The sequence below is a fragment of the Ensifer sp. EB106-03-01-XG145 genome (assembly GCF_058792075.1).
Map to the genome: position 1 here is coordinate 47,504 of NZ_JBYTEC010000013.1, position 25,153 is coordinate 72,656.

The following is a 25,153-nucleotide window of genomic DNA, read 5'->3' on the forward strand; positions in this document are numbered from 1 at the left end:
AGTTACCCTTTCACCGCGCCGAGCGACAGGCCTTCGACGAGGTAGCGCTGGGCGTAGAGTGCAAGTGCGAGCGTCGGCGTGACCGAGAGCACGATGGCGGCGGCGATCTGCCCGTACTGGATGCCCGAGGACGTGACGAAGGCAAGCGCCCCGACGGTCACCGGCTGCTTGTCGGCGGACGCCAGCACCAGCGCGAAGACGAAGTTGTTCCAGGCGAAGATGAAGGCGAGCAGGCCGGCGGCGGCAATGCCGGGTCCGGCGAGCGGCAGGGCGATCTTGCGGAAGGTCGCGAACCAGGAATGGCCGGCGATGCGATAGGCATATTCGACGTCGGCCGAGATATCCTCGAAGTAGCCGCGCACGATCCAGAGGATGAGTGGCAGGCAGATGAGCTGGTAGACCCAGATCAGGCCGAAATAGGTGTTGGAGAGGCCGAGCCACTGGAAATACTGCGTCAGCGGCAGTAGCACCAGGAGAGGCGGCGCGAAGCGGAAGGACAGCAGCGTAAACGCGATGTCCTCCGAACCTTTGAACTTGTGGCGGGCAAACGCATAGGCCGCGGGCACGCCGAGCACGAGCGCTACGGCAACGGAGGCGACCGACAGGAAGATCGAGTTGCCGAGATTGCGCATGAAGGCGATGTCGAGCGTACCGGCCGCCGTCTGCAGCTTGCCGGTGATCAGCGCCGCATAGTTCGAGAGCGTCGGCGAGAACACGATCGACGGTGGGATTGCGAGGATCGTCTCGTTCGTCTGGAACGACATCAGGAAGATCCAGAAGATCGGGAACATGAAGAAGACGACGACGAGCGTGAGGGCGAGACCGCGCAAGACCCGTTCGAGCGGAGACATGGTTTCCATTGGTCCCTCCTTTACGCTTCGCCGCGAGCGCGTTCGCGCAGCCGCAGCCAGTTCTTGATGAAGACGTTGGACAGCGTGTAGGTGATCGCCCACAGGATGATCAGAAGCGCTGCCGAACGACCGACATTGGTCGACTGGAAGAAGTTGAGATAGGCCTCGACCTGGAAGACGGTGAGCGTGTTGCCGGGCCCGCCTTGCGTCATCGCGTAGATGATGTCGAACTGCTGGATGCTGTCGAGCAGCCGGAAGAGCGTCGCCGTCAGGATATAGGGCGTCAGCATCGGCAGCGTGATGCGGAAGAAGACGAAGCTGCGCGGCACGCCGTCGAGGGCCGCCGCCTCGAAGGGCTGCGTCGGCAGCGAGCGCAGGCCCGCCAGAAGCAGGATCATGATGAAGGGCGTGTAGACCCAGATATCGACGAGAACGACGGTCAGAAGCGCGGTGTCCGGCGAGGACGCCCAGCGGAAATCATGCAGGCCGATGAGGCTTGCGAGATAGCTGAGGATGCCGAAGCTCGGATTGGTCATCAGCTTCCACATCAAGGCGGCGAGCGCCGGCGCGATCATCAGCGGCAGAAGCAGCATAATCGAGATGAAGTTGTTGACCGTCGAGCGCCGCTGCAAAAGCAGCGCGATGCCGAGACCGAGCAAGAGTTCCAGCGTCACGGTGAGCCCGGCATAGAGCAGCGACACCTTGAGCGTGTTCCAGAAGGCCGGGTCGGTGACGAAGTTGAGATAGTTTTCGCCCCAGTTGAACTGGCGCGCCCAGGGCTGGCTCAGCCGATAGCGCTGGAAGGAATAGATTACCGCCGTGAAGAACGGGATGAGGATGCCGATGCACACGAGCAACGCCGGCAGGCTCAGCACGTAGGGAAGCATCTTCCTGCTGATCCTGAAACCGGAGGCCGGTCTGCGGAGGATTTCTGTTGAAGCCATGTCGAGCTCCGTTCCTGAAGTCTTTAAAGAGCACGCGGCACGCGGGAGCCTATAGGCGCCGCGCCAGTCCCTCGGCATCTCGGGTTGATTTCGGTGCAACCTCAAACCGGTCGCAACAGGCCGGCTCAACCGGCATCTCGGGATGCCCGGCGCATCCAAGCGCCGGGCATCGCTTGGGAGGCCTATCAGCCGAGACCCGCCTCTTGGAGCTGGCGGTTGATGCTTTCTGCAAGCTGGTCGAGACCTTCATCGACAGGCACCTGCTTGGCGACCATCTTCTGCAGCGTCGCCGCCCATTCGGTGGTGACGTCGAAGAACAGCGGCTGCGGCGTGAACTTGATGGAGGCGCCGGCGGCCGAAGCGTCGAACATTTCGACGTAGCCCGGATACTTGCCGTTCAGCTTCTCGCGGAAGATCTCGTCCTTCCAGATCGACTGGCGAACCGGATCGACGAAGTCCATCTTGGTGGCGCCGAACAGCGCATGCTCCGGACCGGAGGCCCATTGCAGGAAGTACCAGGTGGCGTCCTTGTCCTTGGAGAAGTTGGACATGGCGAGCGACCAGATCCAGATGTTCGGCGTCGAGGCTGTCGCTTCCGGGTTTGCGGCAAAGGCGGCATAGCCGAGCTTGCCAGCCATCTTGTTGTCGCCGCCGTTCATGAAGTAGCCCAGGCAATCGGCGTCGAAGATCATCGCCGATGCGCCGGCGCCAAGGTCGGTGCCGACCTGATACCAGGTATAGGTCGACCAGTCCTTCGGGCCGCTTTCCTGGATCATCTGCACGAACTTGGCGTGATAGGCCTTCGATTCCGCGGTGTTCATCGCCGCCGACAGCTTGCCGTCCGCGCCGACGTTCAGGTCCTTCTGGTTGAAGTTGGCATATCCCGACAGGAAGCCCGGGTGGATCGTCGCCCAGGAGCGCGAACCACGCACACCGATGCCGTAAATGCCGCCGATGTCCTTCTGCAGCTTGGCCGCGACCGCGATCATGTCGTCGAGGTTCTTCGGTAATTCGACGCCGGCCTTGTCGAACATCTCGCGGTTATAGGTGATGTTGTTCTGTTCGAACGCCCACGGAATGCACCATTGCTTGGCGTCTTCCGACCCAAGCGCTCCGCCCGGCTGGCCGTTCCAGGCGCAGGAGTTCTTCACGCCGGCAAGGAAATCGTCCCAATTGTAGTTGGGGTTGGTCTTAGCCGGATCCTTGATCCATTCGTTGAGGTCGGCGATCCAGCCGGCCGGACCATAGGTCCAGGTCATGTAGGCGCCGGTCATGAAGGCATCGTACTCGGCCGATCCCGATGACAGCGCCGCCGTCACCTTGTCGAAATAGACATCTTCCGGGAACACGTCATAGGTGACCTCGATGCCCGTCAGGTCCTTGAAGGCCTGCAGGTTGGCGATCATCGCATCGGCATAGGGGTGCTTGTTCAAAAGCAGCTTCAGCTTCTTGCCGGAATGCGCCTTCCAGTCGAAATCGGCGGCGAGCGCCTGGGTCGACATCATGTTGAACAACGTGCCGGCCGTGCCGGCCGTCAAGCCTGCCGCACCCAATCCCTTGAGCATGCCGCGGCGGTCCACCTCCCCACGCAGGAATGCGCTGATGAGGTCCTTCTCCTTCTCGTACATCCGTCTTCTCCTCCGTTGCGGGTATGATTGCGACTGCCGGCTACCCCACCGGTATTCCTCCCTTTGAGACCCGAACGGCAGATCCTCCCTGCCCTCCGCATGGCCTCGAATGTCTCAGCGCCTCATGCGCTTTCGGCCGCAAGCGCCCGTGCCGTCCGCTCGTCGGTGATAAGGCCGCTTAAGTGTCCACTTGCGAGCACGGCGCGAATGGCCGGCACCTTGATCTTGCCGCCGGCCACAGCAACCGTGCGGCGGTTCTTCAGGTCCTCGCGGCTGAGCGTGAAGGTCCGGTCGGACAACGCTGTTTCGACTGGTGCGCCGTCCTTGTCGAAGAAGTGGCCGAGCAATTCGCCCATCGCCCCGCCCTTCTGGATTTCCTCGATCTCGCTCATCTCGATCATGCCGGTCGAGACCAGCGATGCCTCGCGCTCGACGGTGCCGATGCCGACCATCAAGAGATCCGCGGTCTTGGCGAGATCGAAGACCTCACGCACGCCGCGCTGGCTGAAGAGCACGTCGCGATCCTCGACCGTGTTGGCAAAGAACGGCACCGGCATGACATAGGCCTCCGCACCGGTGCGCTCGGCGAGCCGGTGGATCACGTCATGCGGGTTGGCCGAGAACTTGCGGGTGAGCCCGCCGAGCAGCGACACGAAGCGGGTGTTGCCGCTTGCCATGCGCGGCAGATATTCGACGCACGCGGCAAGCGTGCGGCCGTGGCCGACGCCGACCAGTGCCGTCTCGCCGCGCTCGATCTCGCGCTTCAGGAACTGCGCGCCGGAAATGCCGAGCGCCTTCAGGGGCAGATCGTCGGAATCGAAGTCCGGCACCACCTCGCAATAGTCGAGGCCAAAGCGCGCCGAAAGCGCCTGCTCGAGCTCGACACACTCCGAGACTTCGCCGTCGATATAGACCTTCACCAGTCCTTCCTGGTTGGCCTTCATGATCAGCCGATGGGCCTTGAGCGAGGTAAGCCCCAGGCGCTTGGCGACCTCGGCCTGGGTCAGCCCGCCGGCATAGTGCAGCCAGGCCGCCCGCGTCGCCATGCTGGTCTCGTCGTCACGAATGCCTGTCCCACCAATCGTCATTGTCTCCACCCGGTCCTTGTTGCGCTGCATGATATTTTTTGCACCGCGTGATATTTTTATCCGTTAATGAAAGAAATTTCATGGCGTGCAAAAAATGTCAATAGCGATCAGCCGCGCGATCGATCACGTTTGTGGAGGAATGGGATTGGGAGAGCCGGCACCGACCGGCGCGGCGCGCCGTCGGGGCGCCGCTACGGGCGGGCATGCAGTGATGGGCGGCGCCTACACGGCTTACTGCCCGAGGTTTCTCAGATACAGCGACAGCAATTGCGTCTGCGAGGAAATGCCGAGCTTGCGGTAGACGTTGCGGCGGTGAACCTTGACCGTACCGGTGGAGATGCCGAGCCTGAGGCCGATCGATTCCGACGAATGGCCCTGCAGAACCAGTTCGATGATCGAGGCTTCGCGGTCCGTCAGATTGAGATGCTGCCAGACGCCATCGGCCGGCGGGTGGGTCGCCTTGCGGCGGCTCCTTCCGGTTTTTGCCAGTGCGGCATCGAATCGGCGGCCGAGACCCGCCCAGTGGTGCCGCACCAGCGCCGACACCAGCGGCTCGACCTTCTTCAACAGGGCGAATTCCGCGGCGCTGAACGGCCCCGTCGCCTCGCGCCGCATCAGCGACAGCACGACGGTGATCTGCTCGTCGACCGGCACGAAGAAGCCGACTTCCTCCGCAAGCCCGGTCTGCACATAGTAGGTGCGATAATATTCCGAGGAGAAAAACCGGTCAGGCGCCAGTTCCCGCATCCGCCAGATGCCCGGCTTGCCCTGTGACGCCGCATGGTAGAACGGGTCAAGCAGATAGGGCCCCGCCTGGTAGAGGCTGACGAAAAGCACATGATCCTTGGCGTTGAAGGTGCTGAAGAGATCGATCGGCCGTTCCTTGCCGCGATAGGCAAAGACGACCACATAGTCGAAGGTCATCAGCGTCGACATCAGCCGCCGATAGGCGGTGCCGACCGCCTCGTCGTCTAGCGCAGGACCTGCCACCAACGGTGCCATGACCTGAAAAAGCCCCTCGAGATCGACGCTCAAACCGCCCTCCCGGCCGATATTTCCTGCTCCGGGGTATACTCCTCACACAGAGCATTCCACGTTGAAATACCTCTCTCGGGGTATATACCGGCAGGGTGCGCGCTGACTAGGCTGCGTATCAATGACGGTGGAGTGCCAGGACGGAGATTCCTGGCTGCATCCGAAAACAACCGCAGGGAACAGACGTGACATCCGCTTCGACGAACGACATCGAATTCCGTTCGGTCGCCAAACGTTATGGCGCCGTGACGGCCGTATCGGACATTAATCTCGAGGTGCCGCGTGGCGCCTTCATGGCGCTTCTCGGGCCTTCCGGCTGCGGCAAGACCACCTGCCTGCGCATGATCGGCGGCTTCGAGCAGCCGAGCGAGGGCACGGTCTTCATCAGCGGCGAGCCGATGAACGGTGTTGCCGCCTACCGCCGCCCGGTCAACATGGTGTTCCAGCACTATGCGCTGTTTCCCCATCTCGATGTCGAGCAGAACGTCTCCTACGGCTTGAGGCAGATGCGGCCGCGCATCGCCAGCGCCGAGATTTCCCGCCGCGCCCAGGAGGCGCTGGAAATGGTGCGGCTCGGCGGCTTCGGCAAACGCCGCATCCACGAAATGTCCGGCGGCCAGCAGCAGCGCGTGGCGCTTGCCCGCGCCATCGTCAACAAGCCGAAGGTGCTTTTGCTCGACGAGCCGCTGGCGGCCCTCGACAAGAAGTTGCGCACCGCCATGCAGATCGAGCTGCAGACGCTGCAGCGCGAGCTCGGCATCACCTTCGTGCTCGTCACCCACGATCAGGAAGAAGCGCTGTCGATGAGCGATTTTGTCTGCGTCATGAATGCCGGCCGCATCGTCCAGGTCGGCCCGCCGCAGGAGATCTACGATCGTCCCGCAAGCCTCTTCGTCGCCGATTTCGTCGGCAAGACCAACCGCATCGATGCGACCGTCGACGGCGCCTCGTCGCTTGTCCTTGCCAACGGCGCCCGCTTCGCCACCCCTGCCGTCAATGGAACGAAGGGTGCGGCAACGGTGGCGCTCAGGCCCGAAGCGATCCGCCTGACGCGCAACGGCGCCGCCAGCGCAGACGCGCTTGCCGGCACCGTCACTCACCGGATCTTTTTGGGCTCAGCCGTCGAATACTCCGTCGCGGTCGACGGGCTCGGCGATTTCCTGGTGACGGCCGACCGTCGCACGCTCGGCGACAGCGAACTGGTGGAGCCCGGCGAAAAGGTCGGCCTCGCCTTCGATCCGAACGCGCTGCACGTCTTTCCAGCCTGAACTCTCCCGGCCTCACCAAGCCGGTTCTGCCGCCTACGCATGAACGTCAAACGATAAAGGGAACAGCGTCATGAGCAAATGGTACAGAGAAAATGCCCCTATCACCGCCGATCAGCTCTCGGACGAACTGATGCGCCTGAAGCGCGGCTCGGTTACGCGCCGCCACTTCCTCGGCGTCACCGGCCTCGGGCTTGCGACCGCAGTTCTCGCGCGCCAGCCGGGCCTCTTCAACTCCACTGCCTTTGCCGGCGATCTCGGCACGCAGATGTCGATCGCCACCTGGCCGAACTACCATGACCCCGCGACGTTCGAGGCCTTCCAGGCGGCGACCGGCGTTGCCGTCGAGGTCAATGTCTTCGGCTCCAACGAGGAAATGCTGGCGAAGCTCCAGGCCGGCGGCACCGGTTGGGACCTCTTCGTTCCCACCAACTACACGATCTCGACCTATGTGAAGCTCGGGCTCATCGACGAACTCGATCTTTCCAAACTTCCGAACTACGACGCTGCGACCGAGACGGCGCGCTTCACCAACGAAGGCGTCGTCGACGGCAAGACCTATGCCGTGCCGAAGAACTGGGGCACGACCGGGATCGCGCTCAACTCCGGAAAGATCAAGACGCCGGTGACGAGCTGGAAGGACTTCTTCGAGATCGCCATGACCGAGGCCGATGGCCGCGCCATGGTGCACGACTACCAGCTCACCACCATCGGCAACGCGCTGGTATCGCTCGGGTTTTCCTTCAACTCTATCAAGCCGGACGAACTCGCCAAGGCCGAGGAGCTTCTGATCAAGGTGAAGCCGCATCTTTATGCCATCAACAGCGACTACCAGCCCTCGATGCGCGCGACCGATGCCTGGATGACCATGTGCTGGACCAATGACGGCGCCCAGCTCAACCGCGACATGCCGGAAATCCAGTTCGTGCTCGGCAAGGACGGTGGTGAAATCTGGTCGGATTTCTACGCGATCCCGAAGAGTGCCGCCAACAAGGCCGCCGGCTATGCCCTGCTGAACTATCTGATGGCGCCGGAAAACGCCATGAAGGAGCACATCGCCAACGGCGCCCCGACCACCGACAGCCGCGTGCTGAAGCTGCTCCCGGCCGACGTGACCGGCAACAAGATCGTCTATCCGGACGAGGCATCGCTGACCCCGCTCGAATTCGGCGCCGCCGTGACGCTCACCGACCCCGGCCGCGCCGAACTGATGGCGCGCTTCAAGTCGGCTTGATCGAAACTGCGACTGCCCCTCATCCATGCGGTGAGGGAAACGCATGCGTGGTGAGGGAACTGCCCCTCATCCGCCTGCCTGTCCCTTCTCCCCGTTCTAACGGGGAGAAGGGACAGGCGGCAACCTTCCCGCTCCTATCTCCCGCTTCTCATGCGTGGGACCGAGCGGGCGCCACAAGCCCCTTCACCCCGCCTGCGGGGAGAAGGGGGCCGGCAGGCCGGATGAAGGGCTTCCCTCACCGCGCGGATGCCGGGCCGAAATGCTACTGAAACCAGATGGATAGATTTACATGCCCGCGGCAACGAACACGAAGAGAAACCTGGTGACGGCGGCGCTGGTGGCGCCGGCGGCGGCCTGGCTGATGATCTTCCTCGTGCTGCCATTCATCGCCATGCTGGTCTTCGCCTTTGGCGAACGCGCACCGGAAGGCGGCTATCAGGCGGCCTTCACCTTTGCCCAGTTCGCCAACCTGCCGACACGTGCGGCGGCCTTCTGGAACACGCTCGTTCTCGCGCCGATCGGCGCGCTCGCCTGCCTGCTGATCGCCTATCCGGTCGCCTATTATCTCGCGGTCAAGGCGAACCCGCGCTACCGGCTGATCCTCGTATCGCTGGTGGTCGTACCCTTCTGGACCAGCCTGCTCGTGCGCACCTATGCCTGGATGTACATCCTTGGCTCGCGCGGCATCCCGAACCTTTTGTCGATGATCGGCATCGAGGACGTGAGGATGCTCAACACGCCCGGGGCCGTGCTGCTCGGCATCGTCTACGGCTACCTGCCGCTAATGATCATGCCGATTTATGTGAGCCTCGAAAAACTCGACCGCCGGCTGCTCGAAGCCTCCGCCGATCTCGGCGCCAAGCCGGTATCGACCTTCTTCGGCGTCACCCTGCCTTTGTCGCTACCAGGGGTGATGACCGGTGTCGCGCTGGTGACCATCCTGCTTCTTGGCGAATACCTGATCCCGCAGCTCTTGGGCGGCGGCAAAGTGTTCTTCATCGGCAATGCACTGGTCGATCTCTTCCTGCAATCGCGCAACTGGCCCTTCGGCTCGGCGATCGCCGTCACCCTCGTTGCCGTCGTCGTGGTGATCCTGATGGTGGCGATGCGCATTGCCTTCCGCGTTGCCGGCACAAGACAGGTGGATCTCGTCTGATGCGCGCCTTCATCTCCTCCGTCTATCTCTTCCTCTACGCGCCGATCGCGCTCGTCGTCTTGTTCTCCTTCAACGCCGGGCGTAACGCCAGCGAGTTCACCGGGTTTTCGACCGCCTGGTACGGCAAGGCGCTGGGCAACACCTTCCTGGTCTCGGCCTTGCAGAACAGCCTGCTGATCGCCTTCACCAGCGCCACGCTTGCGGCGATCTTCGGCACCATGGCGGCCCTTGGCATGGAGCGGCTGGCGCCGCGCAACCGGGCGATCTTCGATGCGCTCTTTGCAGCCGCAATCGTCGTGCCCGGCGTCGTCATCGGCATCGCGACGCTGGTGGCGTTGGTCGCCGTCTTCTCCTTCATCAATCCGGCGCTCGCCACCATCTGGCCGGGCGATCAGCCGCCGCAGCTCGGCCTCGGCTACGGCTCGATCATCGCCGCCCACGGCCTGTTCTCGATGGCGCTGGTGACGATGATCGTGAAGGCCCGCATCGCCAGCCTCGGCCGCGATATCGTCGAGGCTTCGAGCGACCTTTACGCGACACCGCTCACGACCTTCCGGCTGATCGTGCTGCCGCAGATCCTGCCGTCGATCCTCGCCGGCTTTCTTCTGGCCTTCACCTTCTCCTTCGACGATTTCATCATCGCCTTCTTCGTCGCGGGCTCGAAAACCACGCTACCGATCTACGTCTTCGCCTCGATCCGCCGCGGCGTGACGCCCGAGATCAACGCGATCGCGACGCTGGTGCTTGTCGCCTCGCTGCTTCTGATCCTGACCGCCCGCATCCTGATGCGAGAGAAGAAAACAAAATCCGGGGAGTGAAACCATGATCCTGAAAGACCGGGTCGCGATCGTGACCGGAGCCGGCTCCGGGATCGGTCAGGCGGGTGCTGCCATCATGGCGCGCGAGGGCGCCCATGTCGTCGTCGTCGACCGCAGCCTTGCGGCTGCCAGCACCGCCGTCGCGGCGATCGCCGCCAAGGGCGGCAGCGCCGAGGCGCTGGCGATCGACGTCACCGACGACGCAGCGCTCAGCGATGGTATCGCCGATATCCTCTATCGCCACGGCAGCATCGACATTCTGCACAACCATGCCGGCGCTCAAGTGGCGGGCGATCTCGAAGAGGTCGAGATTTCGGGCTTCGACCGTTCCTGGAACCTCAACGTCCGCGCCCATTTCATGGCCGCACGCCTCGTCATGCCGTCGATGAGGGCGGCCGGCCGCGGCGTCATCGTCAATACCTCGTCCTCCTCAGGCGTGCTCTATGATCGCGAGATGATCGCCTACACCACCACCAAACACGCCGTCATCGCCATGACCAAGCAGATGGCCGGCGACTACGCACGCCACGGCATCCGGGTCAACGCGCTCTGCCCCGGCTGGGTCGACACGCCCTTCAACGAGCCCTTCATCGCCCAGATGGGCGGGCGCGGCGCGATCGAATCTTATATCCGCGAAAAGGTGCCGCTCGGCCGCTGGGCAAGTGTCGACGAGATCGCCGAGTCGATCCTCTTCCTCGTCTCCGACCGCTCCTCCTACATGACCGGCCAGATCCTGGTGGTGGACGGTGGCGAGACGGTGGTGTGAAGATGCTGACGTAGCATCCTCCCGATGTCGCGAGGTGCGGCAATCGCGCGTTCCCCTCATGCAGTTGGGCTTGGAGCGTCTCCTCCCCTCCCTCATTTCTGTGCCTGTCACAGAAATCCAGCCATGGCGCGTCCGCGCCGTGAATGACTCTTTAGAACGCCGGATCGAAGGTGCCTTTCGCACCACCGACGCGCCGCTGCTGGATCCCTGTGACGAGCACAGGGATGAGGTTGGCGACCTTATCAGGCCTCCGGAACCGTCCCCCGGCATGCCCAAGCCACCGCCGCAAAGGACCGGGGACCGTCGGGCTGGCCGGCCTCATAGGCGGCCTTGACCGTCGCATCGACCTTTGCCCGCAGCGCCTGATCCAGCCCGCCGACATATTTGCCCAAGGGTCCCTCGCCCGCCGCGATCGGCTGCCAGAAATCCTCGAACGACTGATAGTCCATCCGGATCATGAGAGAGGTCTGCTCGATCTTTTCAAGGCCATGCGCCGCAAAGCTCTGCATCATTTCGCCCGGCCGCATCATCGGCTGGAAGCAATAGCGGCTGCGTATTTGTTCCGCATTCTCATCGAGCATCGCCGCCGTATCGAGCACCATGCGCATGCCTGGCATCCCGCCAAGATGATCCCAGACCACAGCGGCGACCACGCCGCCCGGCCGCGTGACCCGGCGCATCTCGGCAACCGCCTTTCCCGCCTCCGGAACGAAATGCAGCACCAGCAGCGCCAGCGCCCGGTCGAAAGAAGCATCGGCAAAGGGAAGCGCGCAGGCATCGGCCTGCTGGATCCTGATCCGTGGATCGCTGTTCGCCCGGGTCGCCGCCTCGACGAAGACGGGTGAAAAATCGATCGCGACAATCTCGCTGAGATTTGCGGCATGCGGCAGCGCGAAGGTCAGGCTTCCGGTGCCACAGCCGACGTCCAGCGCCCGTTCGCCGTCGGTAATGCCGGCAAAGTCGATGAACAACGGCGCCAGCTGCCTGCTCCACCGCCCCATCAGTTGTTCATAGCCGGCCGCACTCTGCACATTGAAGCTCGACGTCATGATCGCCTCCGGGCAGCAAAGGCGGCATATTAGCGCTTGCATTGCTCAAGCCCAAGCCTCAGAGCCGGACAGGTGGAATCCCGCAAGTCAGCGAGGCAGGCCAGCTGTTGATCGGCCGCAAAGCCAGCGACGATCGTCACATTTTCTGCGCTCTGTCTGAGGCCGGCCATCGCCGCCTCGACCATCGCCCTTGCCTGAGGACCTGGAGCGTTTCCTCTTCTCCCTCATTTCTGTGCTTGTCACAGAAATCCAGCCACAGCGCGTCCGCGCCGTGAATGACGCTCTGCAGTCAGCGAAAATGAAAGCGTCTCTAGCGCCGCCGACGCGGCGCTGCTGGATTCCTGTGACAGGCACAGGAATGAGGTCGGTGAATGTGACGGCCCTGCGCGGGCCTTGCGCCAAGGCCTACACCTTCACATGCCCGATGCCCTTGGCGGCGATCTCCTCGAAGCTCTCGTCGTAGCCGGCATCGGCATAACGGATGACGCCGAGCGCGGTATCGTTGGTGAGCGCATGGTCGAGCCGCTCGTCGGCCTCAGCCGTGCCGTCGGCAACGACGGTCACGCCGCAGCTGGTCATATAGCCGGCATAGCCGCCGCCGCCGGAATGCACGACGACGAGATCGGCCATCGACGAGCAGAGCAGCATGGCGTCGAGCAAGGGCCAGTCGGCGATCGCGTCCGATCCGTCCTTCATCCGCTCGGTCATGATGTTCGGGTGCGCCATGGCGCCGGCATCGAGATGGTCGCGCGAAAACGCGATCGGTCCCTTGAGTTCGCCGGATGCGACCAGCTCGTTGACGCGCCGCGCCAGTGCCGTGCGCTCGCCATGGCCGAGCCAGGCGATGCGGGCCGGCAGGCCTTCGAATGGAATATGCTGACGCGCGAGCCTGATCCAGTTGGTGACGATCCGGTTGTCCGGGAACATTTCGAGCAGCAGATCGTCGATGCGGGCGATGTCGCTCTCCTCGCCTGACAGCGCCATCCAGCGGAACGGCCCGATGGCGCGGGCAAAAAGCGGCCTGAGATAGGCTTCGGTGAAGATCGGAATGTCGAAGGCATTGGCAACGCCGCCCTCGCGGGCCTGGGTGCGGATCAGGTTGCCGTTGTCGAAGACTTCCGCGCCTCGTGTCTGGAAGTCGAGCATCGCCTTCACATGTTCGACGATCGAGGCGCGGCTTGCCGCCATCAGCTGCCCCTGGCCGTCATCGCGCAGTGACTTCACCTGGTCGAGGCTCATGCCCTTCGGCACATAGCCGTAGACGAGGTCATGCGCCGAAGTCTGGTCGGTCACCACGTCGGGCACAATGCCGCGCCTTGCGATTTCCGGGTAGATTTCCGCCGCATTGCCGACGAGACCGACGGAAAGCGCCCGTTTCTCCTTCACCGCCGCGTCGATCATCGCAAGCGCCGCATCGAGATCCGGCGCGATCTCCTGGAGATAGCCGATCTCCCGGCGCTTCTTCGCCCGCTCCGCATCGATGTCGACACAGAGGATCGCCGCCCCCGCCATGCGGCCGGCGAGCGGCTGTGCCCCGCCCATGCCACCGAGCCCTGCCGTCAGCACGAAGCGGCCGGAGAGATCGCCGCCGAAACGCCGCTCGGCAATGCGCATGAAGATCTCGTAGGTGCCCTGGATCACCCCCTGGCTGCCGATATATTGCCAGGCGCCGGCCGTCAGCCCGCCCCAGCAGATCAGGCCCTTGCGCTGCAATTCGTAGAACACCTCGGCCTTCGCCCATTGTCCCACGATATTGCAATTGGCCATGATCACCAGCGGCGCCTTGGCATGGGTCTTCAAGAGGCCGACGGGCTTGCCCGACTGGATGATCAGCGTCTGGTCCTCGTCCATCTCGATCAGCGTCTTGACGATGGCGCGGTGCGCCGGCCAATTGCGCGTCGCCTTGCCGAGAGCGGCATAGACGACGAGATTGTCCGGATCCTCGCCGACGGAGAGCACATTTTCGAGCAGCCGCAGAAGCGCTTCCTGCCTCCAGCCCTTGGCGCGCATCTCAGGCCCGCCGGGGATCGGAAAATTAGGGTGCCGGGGATTGGCCTTGGGCATTGTCCTGTTCCTCATTGTTGTGTCAGTGGAAATGCCCGCTCGTTCACGATGGCGTTGGCAATTGCCCCTCACCCTAGCCCTCTCCCCGCGCGCGGGGAGAGGGAATACCGTTGTGCTCGCCGCCAGGCTCCATCCGATCACTTTGGCCAAGTGCGCACGCCTTGCAGCGAATGCAAATGGCCCAATACTCGCCAAAACCATTACGGACACTGGCAATCTCGTCCCCTCTCCCCGCCTCCGGGGAGAGGGTTAGGGTGAGGGGCAACCCGGCAGCGCCCATTGGCGGGGCAGACCACCAGCTTTCACTTCGGCGGCAACGTCTCCACGAAGGCGATCGCGCCGTCGAGCAGCCGCCGGCGCAGGGCGTCGTCGCCATAGGCGTCCGCGCCTGCGCGCACCCAGCCGTGCATCGCCCGCCCGTTCATCACCATCAGCTCGATATCGGGTAGTGCCAGCGCCCAGCCGTCATTGCCCTTGCCGAGCCGCACCAGCAGCGAACCCTCGCGTGCGCCAAGGAGCAGGTTGCCATGCAGCAGATAGGCCCAGCCGCCGAACATCGCCTTTTCCGAGAGCCCGGCGCGATCGCCCAGCTCCTCGCGGATCAGCTCTTCCAGTCCGGCATCGCGCGCCATGACCCTGCTCCCGTCAGTTCCGGCCTGAAAGCGCGTAGCGGGCAAGCTCGATGCCCATCGCCTTTTCGACAGACGGATAGACCGTCGGGTCGAGCACGCTGGAAGAAAGCGGGATCAGCGTCTTCGGCACGTGCAGCACGAAGATCCTCATGCCCACGTGCAGCTGGCCGACGCTTAAAGGCTCGCCCTCCGGCGAAAGCGTGGTGATGACGTCGGGGAAGGTCGCAAGCCGCCGGCCTTCCGCAGAGTCAACCGCCATGTATTCGTTCATCACGTGCAATACCGTCGAGTCAGCGCCCTTCCCCAGCGTCACCGTGCCGATGTCGAAGGCTTCCTTGGTATAGACGACCGATTTGTCGGTGATCGTACCTTCGGCGAGGATCGCGCCATTGGTCGCTTTGACGATCGCGTCGATGATGGCGCTGCCGCCTTTGGCCTCCGCCGCGATGATCGCCTCACCCAGAGCCAGCGCCAGCGAAATGCCGCCGAGCGCCGCATTGGCTTTCACGTAGGACGCGCGCACCGGATTGCGGCACGACGCGATGAAGCCGCCCGACATGTCCGACGCGGTGCGCAGGACCGGCGAGACCTTGGCGGTGGCGCCGCGCACCACCAGCTCGATATAGCGGTTCTCTTCGCGATTTCCCCCGACCGCCGTCTGGATCATCGGTTCGGGTGAACCGGCAAGGCCGATCGAGCCCATGTCGCCGGTCGGATGCGCGCGGATATCGCCGACCGCGTCGACCACCTTGGTGCCGAGGATCGCCGAAGGCAGCCAACCGTTGAGCGTCGAGGACTTGCCGTTCTGGCCGATGATCAGGCCAGAAAGCTTCTCACCGAGCGCTTCCTGCAATAGTTGCACCGCCTTGACGTAATCGACGCCGCGCATTTCCCAGGGCGTGGTCGAGGCGGGTGCGCCGATGGCCGCTGCCGTCGCCACCCAGTCGTTGGCGTCGAGCTCGTCGATCGACACCAGCTCCGGCTTGCCGATCGAGACCGCCGCATAGCCAAGCATGCGCCCATGGTCGGCCCAGCCGCCACCGCCCGCCGCATAGACGGACCCACCTTTGACCGCCGCCTCGACGTCCTTTTCCTTCAGTATCCGGCCCATCTCACACCTTCTCCTGCAATCGTCTGTCGAGCCTCTTCACCGCATCGAAGAGAACCGCGGCGCCAAGCGCGATGTCGTCGTTTTCCGCCCATTCCTCCGGCGCATGCGAGCGCCCACCGAGGCAGGGAATGAAGATCATCGCCGAGCGGGTGATGCGCCCCATCCAGGCGGTGTCGTGGCCGGCACCGGACGCCATGCGCCGATGCTTCGCGCCGATCGCGTCGCAGCTTTCTTCGAGCGTTGAGAGCAGCAGCGCATCGCCGGGTGTCGGGTGGTTGTCGGAAATCACATTGGCAGGCGCGATCGTCACACCGGCAGCGTCAGTAATGCCTTGGCACAACGGTCCGAGTTCGGTCAGGAACCGCTCCATCTGCGGCCTGAGCTCGGCACGCGCGTCGATCAGCAGTCGCACGCGCGAAGGCACCACATTCGCCGCATTCGGTTCGATCGAGAACTCGCCGACCGTCGCGGTGAAATGCCCCTCGCCTTGCGAGAATTCCGTCGCCAGCCGCTCGATCTCCAGCACCAGCCGCGAGGCGGCAACCAGCGCATCGCGCCGGTGCCCCATCGGCGTCGTGCCGGCGTGATCCGCCTGCCCCTCGACGATGACCTCGATGCGGGTGATGCCGGAGATGGCGGTAACGACCGCAACATCGAGCCGCCCGGTTTCCAGCACCGGCCCCTGCTCGATGTGCAGTTCCAGAAAGGCCCTGATGTCCGAGCGCTTGGAACCCGAAAGCCGCGACGGGTCGCCGCCGACTTCGACGATTCCCTGCCGCAGACTGAGTTCGCCCTGGGTACGGCTCAGCCAGCCATCCGGCAGCACGCCCGCCATGCCGCGGCTGCCGATGCAGGAGACGCCGAAGATCGACACTTCCTCGGCGAGAAAGTCAACGACCTCCAGATCATGGTCGAGCTCGATGCCATTGTCCGTCAGCGCCCGCGCCACTTCGAGCGCTGCCGCGACGCCAGCGATGCCATCGAAACGGCCGCCATCGGGCACCGTGTCGGAATGGGAGCCGAGCATGATGGTGCCGAGCGCCGATTTGCGCCCCTTGCGCCGGCCGATCAGATTTCCGGCGGCGTCGATCCGGGTTTCGAGACCGGCTGCGCGGAAGCGCCGGTCGAGAAAGGCGCGGCCTTCGAGGAACAGCGGCGTAAAGGCGCGCCGCGTATAGGGCCGATCCGGCTCGGTTATGCCGGCGAGACCGTTGATGATCCCGGCGATCCGGCCGGCATTGACCGGCAGGTTGGCCGGGACCTTGTTGTGGGCGGTCTTGCTCATCACGCCTCCTGCAGCGCCAACGTGGCCAGCGGCCGGACGAATTGCCCAACACCGGGCTCGGCCAGCACCTCGCGACCATCGAAGGCGAGCCTGCCGCGCAGATACGTGGCAGATACCCGCCAGGGCAGCCTGATACCGTTATAGGGCGACCAACCGACGACGTTGTGACCGCTTGCCGCCGCGTCATAGACATAGGGCTCGGGCGTCATGACGATGATATCGGCATCCTTGCCGGCTTCGAGTGCGCCCTTCTGATGGTCGAGGCGGAAATGCCGCGCCGGGTTCAGCGTCATCAGTTCGGCTGCCCGAGTCAGCGGAATTCCGCGCTCCAGCGCGCCCTTGACGAAGAGCGGCACCATGACTTCGAGCCCCGGCACGCCGGAGGCATTGGCCAGCATGTCCGGATTGGTCTTGCGATCCTCCGACCAGCTCACATGATCGGTCGAGACCATCGTCACCGTGCCATCAGCCACATGCCGCCAGAGCTTCTCCACCTCGGCGCGCGGCCGGATCGGCGGATTGATCTTGGCCTTGCCGCCGAGCCGCCGCACGTCGTTTTCTTCATCGAGGGTCAGGTAGTGGATGCAGCACTCGATCGTCGCGGCGTGCCCTTGCGCGCGGTAGGCGGCGGCAATCTCGTAGCCGCGGCCGAGCGAGCAGTGCACCACATGCGCCGGGCATCCGGTGGCAGCCCCGGTCTCGTAGATCTGGTTGGTGGCAAGCAGTTCCGTCAGCGGCGGGCGCGACAGCCCATGGGCGCGGTAGTCGGTAATCCCGGCCGCCTTGACCTTGTCGATCGCCGCGCGCACCGCCTCGTCGTCCTCGTTGTGCACGCCGGCAGCGAGCCCGCTCAGTGCGATCGCGCGGAAGCAGTCTTCAAGGAGCGCTGCCGGAATGCGCGGAAAGCGCTTGGGATCGGTGCCGAAGGTCGAGAACTTGAAGGCGGCGACACCCGCCTCCACCATTTCGCCGATGCGCGCCGGCCCCTCCTCTGGGTCAACGGTGCCATAAAGCGCGAAGTCGATGCGCGCCTGCGGACCGGCATGGTCGATCTTGCGGCGTAGCGCTTCAGCCGAGCAGACGAGATTGCCCTCGTCATAGGGCATGTCGACGATGGTGGTGACGCCGCCGGCCGCAGCCGATCGCGTCGACCAGATGAAATCCTCCTGGTTCTTCTGCGACAGCGAATGCACCTGCGCATCGACGGCGCCGGGCAGGATCAGCGCATTCCCGAGATCATGCCGTTCACGCGCGGCCGGTGCCGCCCCCTGGCCGACATGCACCACCTTGCCATCGCGCACCGCCACGTGCCCGCCCTCGACGATCCGGTGCGGGAGAACAACGGTGCCTTTCAGAACGAGATCGAAATCGGACATGCTGTTCTCCTCGTTGTGTCACTTGCCGAGCGCGAAGAAGTCGTCGAACTCGGGCATCGGCGCGGTGGCGACAAAGGAGCGCAGCAGGTCGTGGCAGGTGAAGGCATCCTGCAGCGCCTCGATCTCCTTCGAGAGCGGCCGGTCCTTGAGATACATAGGGCTGACGGAACGGGTCTGGTCGTAGGCGCGCTTGACGACGCCCTGCGGCTGGTCACCGACGAGATCGATCGCCTGCGACGACAGCATCGCCTCGATGGCGGCAAGCTGGCGCAGGTCCCGCACCTGCGTTTCCATGCGCTCGACGATCAGCGGCAGGAAGGTCGCTTCTTCTTCGAGACCGCCGGCAACGACGATCGATTGCGCCGAGAGCGGCACGGCCAGCGACTGCACCCGCATGTAAAGTTCGACGGCGAGCTTCATCAGCGGGCCGAGCCCGGTCGCCACCTCTCCCGGCGCGACGAGATTGACCGAGAGATTGCGACGTCCGCCGTTCGATAGAAGAATGCAGCGATTCAGCACGTTGCGCGCCGCATGGGAAAAGGCGATCTGTGCCGCCTCGATATAGAGCGTTGTGGTCAGCGGCAGCGACGCACCGGAGGAATGGACCTGACCGCCAAGCACCACCGGGTTGTCGTCGGAGAGATAGGTCGCCTCCACCAGCCGCCCGGCAGCAACCATCAGCGTGTCGACGACGGCCCCGAAGACCTGGGCGGTCATGCGCAGGCTGAGCGGATCGTGGATGGCCGTCGGCACCGGCCAGTCTGCAACACCGGATTGACCGTAGAGCCAGGAGCCGACCAGCGCCTCGCCGCGGGTCGAGAGCGTTGCCGCCACCCGCCACGGATCGGCCGACGCGCCAAGCGCTAAGGATGACATAACGCCGGTGACGAGCAGCACGCGGATCGCGGCCGCCGCCTCGCGCAGCACGTTGGCCGCCGCGGCGAAGGAAATGGCATTGACGCTGAGCGCCGCCAGCGCGTCGCGCGGCTGCATGACGAATGGCTTCAGGCCCGCTTCGGCAAGCGCCGTCTCGGCCGAAACGAGGCGCCCTTGATAGTAGGCCTCGCCGACGCCTGTCAGCACCGAGGCGATCTGCCCCATCAGGCCGATATCGGCGCAGCCCATCGAGCCGTGCCGGCGCACCGCCGGAATGATGTCGGACGCAAGAAGGGACAGAAACGCCCGGATCAGATCCGGGCTGCAGCCGGTGTGGCCGCGCATGGCGGTGTTGACGCGGATGGCGATCGCCATGCGCACGATCGCCGGCGCGAAGAACTCGCCGGTGCCGAAGTGATGGGCTCTGACCAGCGAATTGTTGAATTCAGCCAGATCGTCGGCCGTCCAGAGACGGTCCTTCATCGAGCCGACGCCGGTGTTGGAACCATAGACGGGAAGCCCCATCGCGACACGCTCGGCAACCACCTTGTGGGCGGCGGCCACCCGTTCCATGCCGCCGTCATCGGCCACCGGCCGAACCCTTCCCGTCCCGATGTCCTCGAGCGTCGCGAAGTCCAGCGGTTTCCCGCAGAGAACGATGGTTTTGACCTGGTGCAGCATGCCGATGGATACCTTTCCGCGCCGGACTCGCTTCGGTTTCGAAACGGTGCGCGGATGCTCTGATGTCTCGCAACCGCCGCTCGCAAGGCCTTGGTTGCTTTATGCATGCTATGCGCTTATCGCCCGCTCGTGCTATATCCCAAATCTGGAACGGGCAATGCGTAATCATGGACATGCCATCGGCGCATGGTACCGCTCGTCTGGCAGAAGGATCGCCGAATGGACTTGGCAACGATCGTGATCGTCGATGCGGTGCTCCGCGAAGGCGGCATCCGCCGCGCCGCCAAGCTCAGCGGACGCGCGCCTTCAAGCGTCAGCGCCGCCATCAAGCGCTTTGAACAGGCGATCTCCATGTCGCTGTTCCGGCGAGAAGAAACCGCACTCGTCCTGACGCTCGAAGCGCGTGCCCGCGCGACTGAAATCAGGGAGGCAACGACCAAGATTGCTGCCATCATGGAGGCGGCAGGTAAGGAGGCGATCGATCCCACGCCGCCGATCGGCCTCGTCGCGCTCGATCGCTTCGTCCGGATCGCCCGCTCCGGCAGCATCCGCGCCACCGCCAAGGCGCTCGGCCTCGGTCAGCCGCAGCTGACACGGCAGATGGCCGACCTTGAACGCCATCTCGGCAGCCGCCTGTTCGAGCGCTCTCATGGCGGTGTCCTCGGCACGGCAACCGCTGAGCGGATCATTCCCTTGGTCGAGGCCCTGCTAGACATCTGGGCGCGGTTGACACACGCATCGGCCGATCGCTTCCGCCGCGACGCCGCGACCTGGCGCCTAGGCGCCGTCATGCCGCTCGGTCCCGAAAGCGAGATCGCCCGCATGCTGGCGGCGCTGACGGCGAACTGGCAACGCACCCGCCCGCGCCAGCCGCTATACATATCCAGCACCACGGCGGATGAACTTTTGGCTGGCCTTAGAAGCAGGCGGTTCGACGCCGCCCTTCTCGATGTCGCCGAGATCCCCTTGGATTGCGACGGCCGGCTGGTGTCGCAGATGCCGCTGGCGCTGGCAGGCCCCGCCTCCGTCCTTTCCGCATTCGCAGGCGACCTGCCAAGGTTGCTCGCCGCCTGCCCGATCGCAGTGCCAAGCGTCAGGAGCGGATTGCGCCGCGAGACCGCACGCTTCCTCGACGACACGCTTGACGAGACCGAGCGTCGCCGCATCGCCCTCGTCGAAGTCGATTCCATTCCTGTTATCATCAACCTCGTCGCTCAACACGGCTACCTCTCGGTGCTGCCGGAATCCTCGCTCGCAAGGATGCATCGGCCTCCGGCGATGATCCAGCTTGGCCCTGCTTACCGGCAATCCCTCACACTTGTCTGGCCGCGTGGCGCTTTCGCCGGCGAGATCGGCGAACTGATGATTTCGATGATGAAGGCGAGCGCGCCGACCTGACACTGTGCGGGTGTCACGAAGTACACAGCACAAGGATCTCGTATGCCGATGCATCTCCCTTGCCGTCATTCCTGTGCTCGTCACAGGAATCTAGTCGACGCGCGTCGGCGCATCGAAAAGACTCTTTTCAGCCCAAGGACTTGGGCTGGTCCCGCAGTTCCTGCGGAACTGCTAGAGATTCCTGTGACAAGCACAGGAATGACGGAGGAGAGAGACTGTCGTGGACCAAAGCAAGCAGGCTCCGCATCTGACGCTCCGGCTTCGGAATCAGTTCCTGATCATCCGCCACCAAGCGCCTGAAACGACTCCGAAAAACTCTTCCTTGAATCAACACTTGAAGTGCGCTCTCAGCCCTTCAGTTTCAGTCGTCGCCGGGTCTCGCTCGGGCTCTCGCGGTAATGCGCCCGGTAGCTGCGCGAGAAGGAGGAGGACGAGTTGAAGCCGGAGATCGCCGCGATGTCGGCAAATTCCAGACGTGTCTCGATCACCTTGCGCCGCGCGGCGTTGAGACGCAGCGCCAGATAGTGCTCATGTGGGGCGACACCCATCGTGTCGCGGAAAAGGTCCTGCAGATGGCGGGTGCTGACGCCGATACGCCGGGCGAGCCTGACGAGCGTCAACGGCGCCTCCACCGTTTCCTCCATCAGCTTGACGGCGGCGCCGACGCGCGGATCGAGGATGCGCATGTTGCCGATCGCCGGCATCTGCAAGAGATCGCCGCGGGTGCGCTCCTGCTCGTAGATGAAGAGGCGCGACACTTCGAGCGCCAGCGAATAGCCGTGCGCGCGGCGGATCAGTTCCAGCATCAGGTCGAGTGTCGGCAGCGAGCCGCCCGTCGTGATGCGCTTGCCGTCGATGACGAAACGCTCTCGCACCATCGTTACCTGCGGATAGGTGGTGGTAAAATCCTCGAAATCCTCCCAGTGCGTCGTGGCGCTGAAGTTGTCGAGCAGGCTGGTTTCGGCAAGCAGCCAGGAGCCGGATTCGATGCCGGCCATCAATTCGCGATGCCGGGCGGTCTGCGAAAGCAACATCTTCAATTGCGAGGTCGCGCTCCTCTGCCAGTTGTAGCTTGAGAGGATGAAGAGCGGCGACGTTTCGCGCTGCGGCCGGAAAATGCCCGAGACCGGGATGGGTATGCCGCTCTTCGTCTCGATCGGCGCGCCGTCCGGGCTGTAGATCGTCCAGTCGTAGAGCGGCCGCCCGGCGATGCGGTTGGCCGCGCGCATCGGCTCGATGACAGAGGCAACGAGGATCAGATTGGTCTCCGGCAGCACCAGGATATCGACGTGCTGCACCTGCGATACGCTCTGATCCATGCCCAAACTTCTCCGCCTCGTCGCCGATAATGTATAGGATGAAGCCGATAATGAAAAGCAGCGGCCGCCTTCTTGGCTCGTAATGGGGTCAATAAAAGGGAGACAGCAATGCCGCTCAGCATGAACCGCGAGGTATTCATCACCTGTGCCGTCACCGGCTCGGGAGACACCGTTTCGAAGTCCAGCCATGTTCCGATCACGCCGAAACAGATCGCCGAAGCGGCGGTCGAGGCGGCCAAGGCCGGCGCCGCCGTGATCCACTGCCACGTCCGCGATCCGGAAACCGGCGCGCCCTCCCGCAGGCTCGATCTCTACCGGGAAGTCACCGACCGCATCCGCTCCGCCGATATCGATATCGTGTTGAACCTGACGGCCGGCATGGGCGGCGACCTGGTATTCGGCAATGTCGAGAGCCCCTTGCCCGTCAATGAGAAGGGCACCGACATGGCCGGCGCCACCGAGCGTGTCGCCCATGTGGCCGAGTGCCTGCCGGAGATCTGCACGCTCGACTGCGGCACGATGAACTTCTCGCTCGGCGATTATGTCATGACCAACACGCCATCGATGCTGCGGGAAATGGCGCGCCAGATGACGGCACTTGGCGTCCGCCCCGAGATCGAGGCCTTCGACACCGGCCATCTCTGGTTCGCCAAGCAACTCGCCGAGGAAGGCCTGATCGAGGATCCGGTGCTGATCCAGCTCTGCATGGGCATTCCGTGGGGTGCGCCTGACGACCTCAACACCTTCATGGCGATGGTCAACAACGTGCCTGATAACTGGACCTTCTCGGCTTTCTCCATCGGCCGCAACGCGCTTGCCTACCCGGCAGCGGCGGTCCTTGCCGGCGGCAACGTCCGCGTCGGCCTCGAAGACAACCTTTATATCGGCAAGGGCCAGCTCGCCACCAACGGCCAGCTCGTCGAAAAGGCGGTCGGCGTCATCGAAGGCATGGGCGCCAAGATCATCGGGCCGAAGGAAGTCCGCGAGAAACTGAAGCTGACGAAGCGCTGAGCAAGGGCAGAACACCATGAGCTTTATCACCAAAGCAACCTGTGTCGGCGGCGGCGTTATCGGCGGCGCCTGGGTTGCGCGTTTCGCGCTTGCCGGCATCGACGTGAAGATCTTCGACCCGCATCCGGAAGCCGAGCGCATCATTGGCGAAGTCATGGCCAATGCTGAGCGCGCCTACGCCATGCTGACCATGGCGCCACTGCCGCCGAAGGGGAAACTCACCTTCTGCAAGAGCATCGAGGAAGCGGTCGAAGGTGCTGACTGGATTCAGGAAAGCGTGCCGGAACGGCTGGAACTGAAGCGCGGCGTTATCACCAAGATCGATGCGGCCGCAAAGGCCGATGCGCTGATCGGCTCGTCCACCTCGGGTCTTTTGCCCTCCGATCTACAAGCCGAGATGCACCATCCCGAGCGCATGTTCGTGGCGCACCCCTATAACCCAGTCTACCTGCTGCCGCTCGTCGAACTAGTCGGCGGCAAGAAGACGTCGAAGGCGACGATCGAGCGCGCCATGTTGGGCGTCGAGCAGATCGGCATGAAGGGCGTCGTCATCGCCAAGGAGATCGAAGCCTTCGTCGGCGACCGTCTGCTCGAAGCGCTATGGCGCGAGGCGCTGTGGCTGATCCAGGATGACATCTGCGATACCGAAACGCTCGACAATGTCATGCGTTATTCCTTCGGCATGCGCTGGGCGCAGATGGGCCTGTTCGAGACCTATCGCATCGCCGGCGGCGAAGCCGGCATGCGCCACTTCCTCGCCCAGTTCGGCCCCTGCCTCAAATGGCCCTGGACGAAGTTTACCGATGTCGTCGATCTCGACGATGCGCTGGTGGAAAAGATCGGCGCCCAGTCGGACGCGCAGGCCGCCGGCCGCTCGATCCGCGAACTCGAGCGCATCCGCGACGAAAACCTCGTCGGCATCATGCACGCGCTGAAATCCGGCAACGGCGGCGAAGGCTGGGGTGCGGGCAAGCTGCTTGCCGATTTCGAGGCCAAGCTCTGGGCGAATGCCAAGAAGCCGGAAGCCGACCTCGGCGACGTCAAGCCGCTGCGCATCGTCGACACCAAGGTGAGCGCCGCCTGGGTCGACTACAACGGCCACATGACCGAGCACCGCTATCTCCAGGTCTTCGGCGACACCACCGATGGCCTGCTGCGTCTGATCGGCGTCGATCTCGACTATGTGCGCGACGGCCACAGCTACTACACGGTCGAGACCCACATCCGGAACCTCGGCGAGGCCAAGCTCGGCGACGCGCTCTATTCGACCTGCCAGGTGCTGTCGTCCGACGAGAAGCGCCTGCACATCTTCTCGACGATCTACAACGCTGCGACCAACGAGGCAGTGGCGACCGCCGAGCAGATGGCGCTCCATGTCGACAGCAAGGCCGGCAAGTCCGTGCCCGCACCCGAACACGTGTTGAGCAAGCTTGCAGCCATTGCCGAAGCGCATGCGCAGCTGCCGGCACCGGAAGGTGTGGGACGCTTCGTCGGCCAGAAGCGCGCCTGACCGCAACAGCGGCAGGTCACGACAAGGCAGCTTCGCCGCACCGGCGGCGGGGCTGC

The 25,153-nt window shown here is 64.0% G+C and carries 21 protein-coding genes; 8 read left to right on the top strand and 13 right to left on the bottom strand.

Annotation, left to right across the window (positions count from 1 at the left end; genetic code table 11):
* Positions 1–2: 2 nt before the first annotated feature.
* The 5 genes from AC3WWH_RS25315 to AC3WWH_RS25335 form a co-directional block, all read right to left on the bottom strand.
* A complete protein-coding gene (locus tag AC3WWH_RS25315) occupies positions 3–860 on the bottom strand; it encodes a carbohydrate ABC transporter permease (RefSeq protein WP_057253349.1) in 858 nt (285 codons plus the stop codon).
* A gap of 11 nt (positions 861–871) precedes the next feature.
* Complete coding sequence (locus AC3WWH_RS25320) at positions 872–1,795, bottom strand: carbohydrate ABC transporter permease (protein ID WP_058321837.1); 924 nt, start codon at positions 1,793–1,795, stop codon at positions 872–874.
* Positions 1,796–1,980: 185 nt separating this feature from the next.
* Positions 1,981–3,423 (bottom strand): extracellular solute-binding protein, encoded by a 1,443-nt coding sequence (locus AC3WWH_RS25325; RefSeq protein WP_058321836.1) that lies wholly within the window; start codon positions 3,421–3,423, stop codon positions 1,981–1,983.
* 122 nt (positions 3,424–3,545) lie between these two features.
* Positions 3,546–4,511 carry a sugar-binding transcriptional regulator gene (locus tag AC3WWH_RS25330; RefSeq protein ID WP_058321867.1) on the bottom strand — a complete coding sequence of 322 codons (966 nt, stop codon included), beginning with the start codon at positions 4,509–4,511 and terminating at the stop codon, positions 3,546–3,548.
* Between the two features lie 231 nt (positions 4,512–4,742).
* Positions 4,743–5,513, bottom strand: a complete 771-nt coding sequence (locus AC3WWH_RS25335; RefSeq protein ID WP_373419849.1) for a helix-turn-helix transcriptional regulator — start codon at positions 5,511–5,513, stop codon at positions 4,743–4,745.
* A gap of 218 nt (positions 5,514–5,731) precedes the next feature.
* Here AC3WWH_RS25335 and AC3WWH_RS25340 point away from each other — a divergent pair, with 218 nt between their 5' ends.
* From AC3WWH_RS25340 to AC3WWH_RS25360, 5 genes are all read left to right on the top strand, one after another.
* Positions 5,732–6,814: an ABC transporter ATP-binding protein gene (locus tag AC3WWH_RS25340; RefSeq protein WP_057253341.1), complete on the top strand. Its 1,083-nt coding sequence runs from the start codon at positions 5,732–5,734 to the stop codon at positions 6,812–6,814.
* Between the two features lie 70 nt (positions 6,815–6,884).
* Positions 6,885–8,045 carry a polyamine ABC transporter substrate-binding protein gene (locus AC3WWH_RS25345; protein ID WP_110878441.1) on the top strand — a complete coding sequence of 387 codons (1,161 nt, stop codon included), beginning with the start codon at positions 6,885–6,887 and terminating at the stop codon, positions 8,043–8,045.
* Positions 8,046–8,334: 289 nt separating this feature from the next.
* Positions 8,335–9,201, top strand: coding sequence for an ABC transporter permease (locus AC3WWH_RS25350; protein ID WP_058321833.1), 867 nt, complete (start codon positions 8,335–8,337; stop codon positions 9,199–9,201).
* Positions 9,201–10,019, top strand: coding sequence for an ABC transporter permease (locus AC3WWH_RS25355; RefSeq protein ID WP_057253338.1), 819 nt, complete (start codon positions 9,201–9,203; stop codon positions 10,017–10,019). The genes AC3WWH_RS25350 and AC3WWH_RS25355 overlap by 1 nt, the downstream gene beginning before the upstream one ends.
* A 4-nt stretch (positions 10,020–10,023) precedes the next feature.
* Positions 10,024–10,785, top strand: coding sequence for an SDR family NAD(P)-dependent oxidoreductase (locus AC3WWH_RS25360; protein ID WP_057253336.1), 762 nt, complete (start codon positions 10,024–10,026; stop codon positions 10,783–10,785).
* Positions 10,786–11,027: 242 nt separating this feature from the next.
* Here the strand turns inward: AC3WWH_RS25360 and AC3WWH_RS25365 are convergent, their stop codons facing one another.
* From AC3WWH_RS25365 to AC3WWH_RS25395, 7 genes are all read right to left on the bottom strand, one after another.
* Positions 11,028–11,834: a class I SAM-dependent methyltransferase gene (locus AC3WWH_RS25365; protein ID WP_058321832.1), complete on the bottom strand. Its 807-nt coding sequence runs from the start codon at positions 11,832–11,834 to the stop codon at positions 11,028–11,030.
* A 405-nt stretch (positions 11,835–12,239) separates the two neighbouring features.
* The gene (gene ertB / locus AC3WWH_RS25370; protein WP_492377319.1) at positions 12,240–13,898 is read right to left on the bottom strand and encodes a thiourocanate hydratase; all 1,659 of its coding nucleotides are present in this window, start codon (positions 13,896–13,898) and stop codon (positions 12,240–12,242) included.
* A gap of 302 nt (positions 13,899–14,200) precedes the next feature.
* Entirely contained in the window at positions 14,201–14,530 is a 330-nt protein-coding gene (locus AC3WWH_RS25375) for a TfoX/Sxy family protein (protein ID WP_058321830.1), read from the bottom strand.
* A gap of 13 nt (positions 14,531–14,543) precedes the next feature.
* A complete protein-coding gene (ertC, locus tag AC3WWH_RS25380; protein WP_058321829.1) occupies positions 14,544–15,641 on the bottom strand; it encodes a thiohydantoin desulfurase in 1,098 nt (365 codons plus the stop codon).
* 1 nt (position 15,642) lies between these two features.
* A complete protein-coding gene (locus AC3WWH_RS25385; protein ID WP_058321828.1) occupies positions 15,643–16,926 on the bottom strand; it encodes a Zn-dependent hydrolase in 1,284 nt (427 codons plus the stop codon).
* On the bottom strand, positions 16,926–18,302 hold the full coding sequence (gene ertD / locus AC3WWH_RS25390; protein WP_058321827.1) for a hydantoin-5-propionate amidohydrolase: 1,377 nt from the start codon (positions 18,300–18,302) through the stop codon (positions 16,926–16,928). Before ertD ends, AC3WWH_RS25385 begins: the two co-directional genes overlap by 1 nt.
* Positions 18,303–18,320: 18 nt before the next feature.
* Positions 18,321–19,859 carry an aromatic amino acid lyase gene (locus AC3WWH_RS25395; protein ID WP_058321826.1) on the bottom strand — a complete coding sequence of 513 codons (1,539 nt, stop codon included), beginning with the start codon at positions 19,857–19,859 and terminating at the stop codon, positions 18,321–18,323.
* Positions 19,860–20,078: 219 nt separating this feature from the next.
* Here AC3WWH_RS25395 and AC3WWH_RS25400 point away from each other — a divergent pair, with 219 nt between their 5' ends.
* Positions 20,079–21,257 (top strand): LysR family transcriptional regulator, encoded by a 1,179-nt coding sequence (locus AC3WWH_RS25400; protein ID WP_058321825.1) that lies wholly within the window; start codon positions 20,079–20,081, stop codon positions 21,255–21,257.
* Positions 21,258–21,604: 347 nt separating this feature from the next.
* On the opposite strand, the gene AC3WWH_RS25405 is transcribed toward AC3WWH_RS25400, so the two are convergent.
* Positions 21,605–22,576 (bottom strand): GlxA family transcriptional regulator, encoded by a 972-nt coding sequence (locus AC3WWH_RS25405; RefSeq protein ID WP_058321824.1) that lies wholly within the window; start codon positions 22,574–22,576, stop codon positions 21,605–21,607.
* Positions 22,577–22,684: 108 nt separating this feature from the next.
* Here AC3WWH_RS25405 and bcoG point away from each other — a divergent pair, with 108 nt between their 5' ends.
* Both bcoG and AC3WWH_RS25415 read left to right on the top strand, forming a co-directional pair.
* Positions 22,685–23,587 (top strand): 3-dehydrocarnitine:acetyl-CoA trimethylamine transferase BcoG, encoded by a 903-nt coding sequence (gene bcoG, locus AC3WWH_RS25410; RefSeq protein ID WP_058321823.1) that lies wholly within the window; start codon positions 22,685–22,687, stop codon positions 23,585–23,587.
* A gap of 16 nt (positions 23,588–23,603) precedes the next feature.
* The gene (locus AC3WWH_RS25415) at positions 23,604–25,097 is read left to right on the top strand and encodes a carnitine 3-dehydrogenase (RefSeq protein WP_058321822.1); all 1,494 of its coding nucleotides are present in this window, start codon (positions 23,604–23,606) and stop codon (positions 25,095–25,097) included.
* The last annotated feature ends 56 nt before the right edge of the window (positions 25,098–25,153 follow it).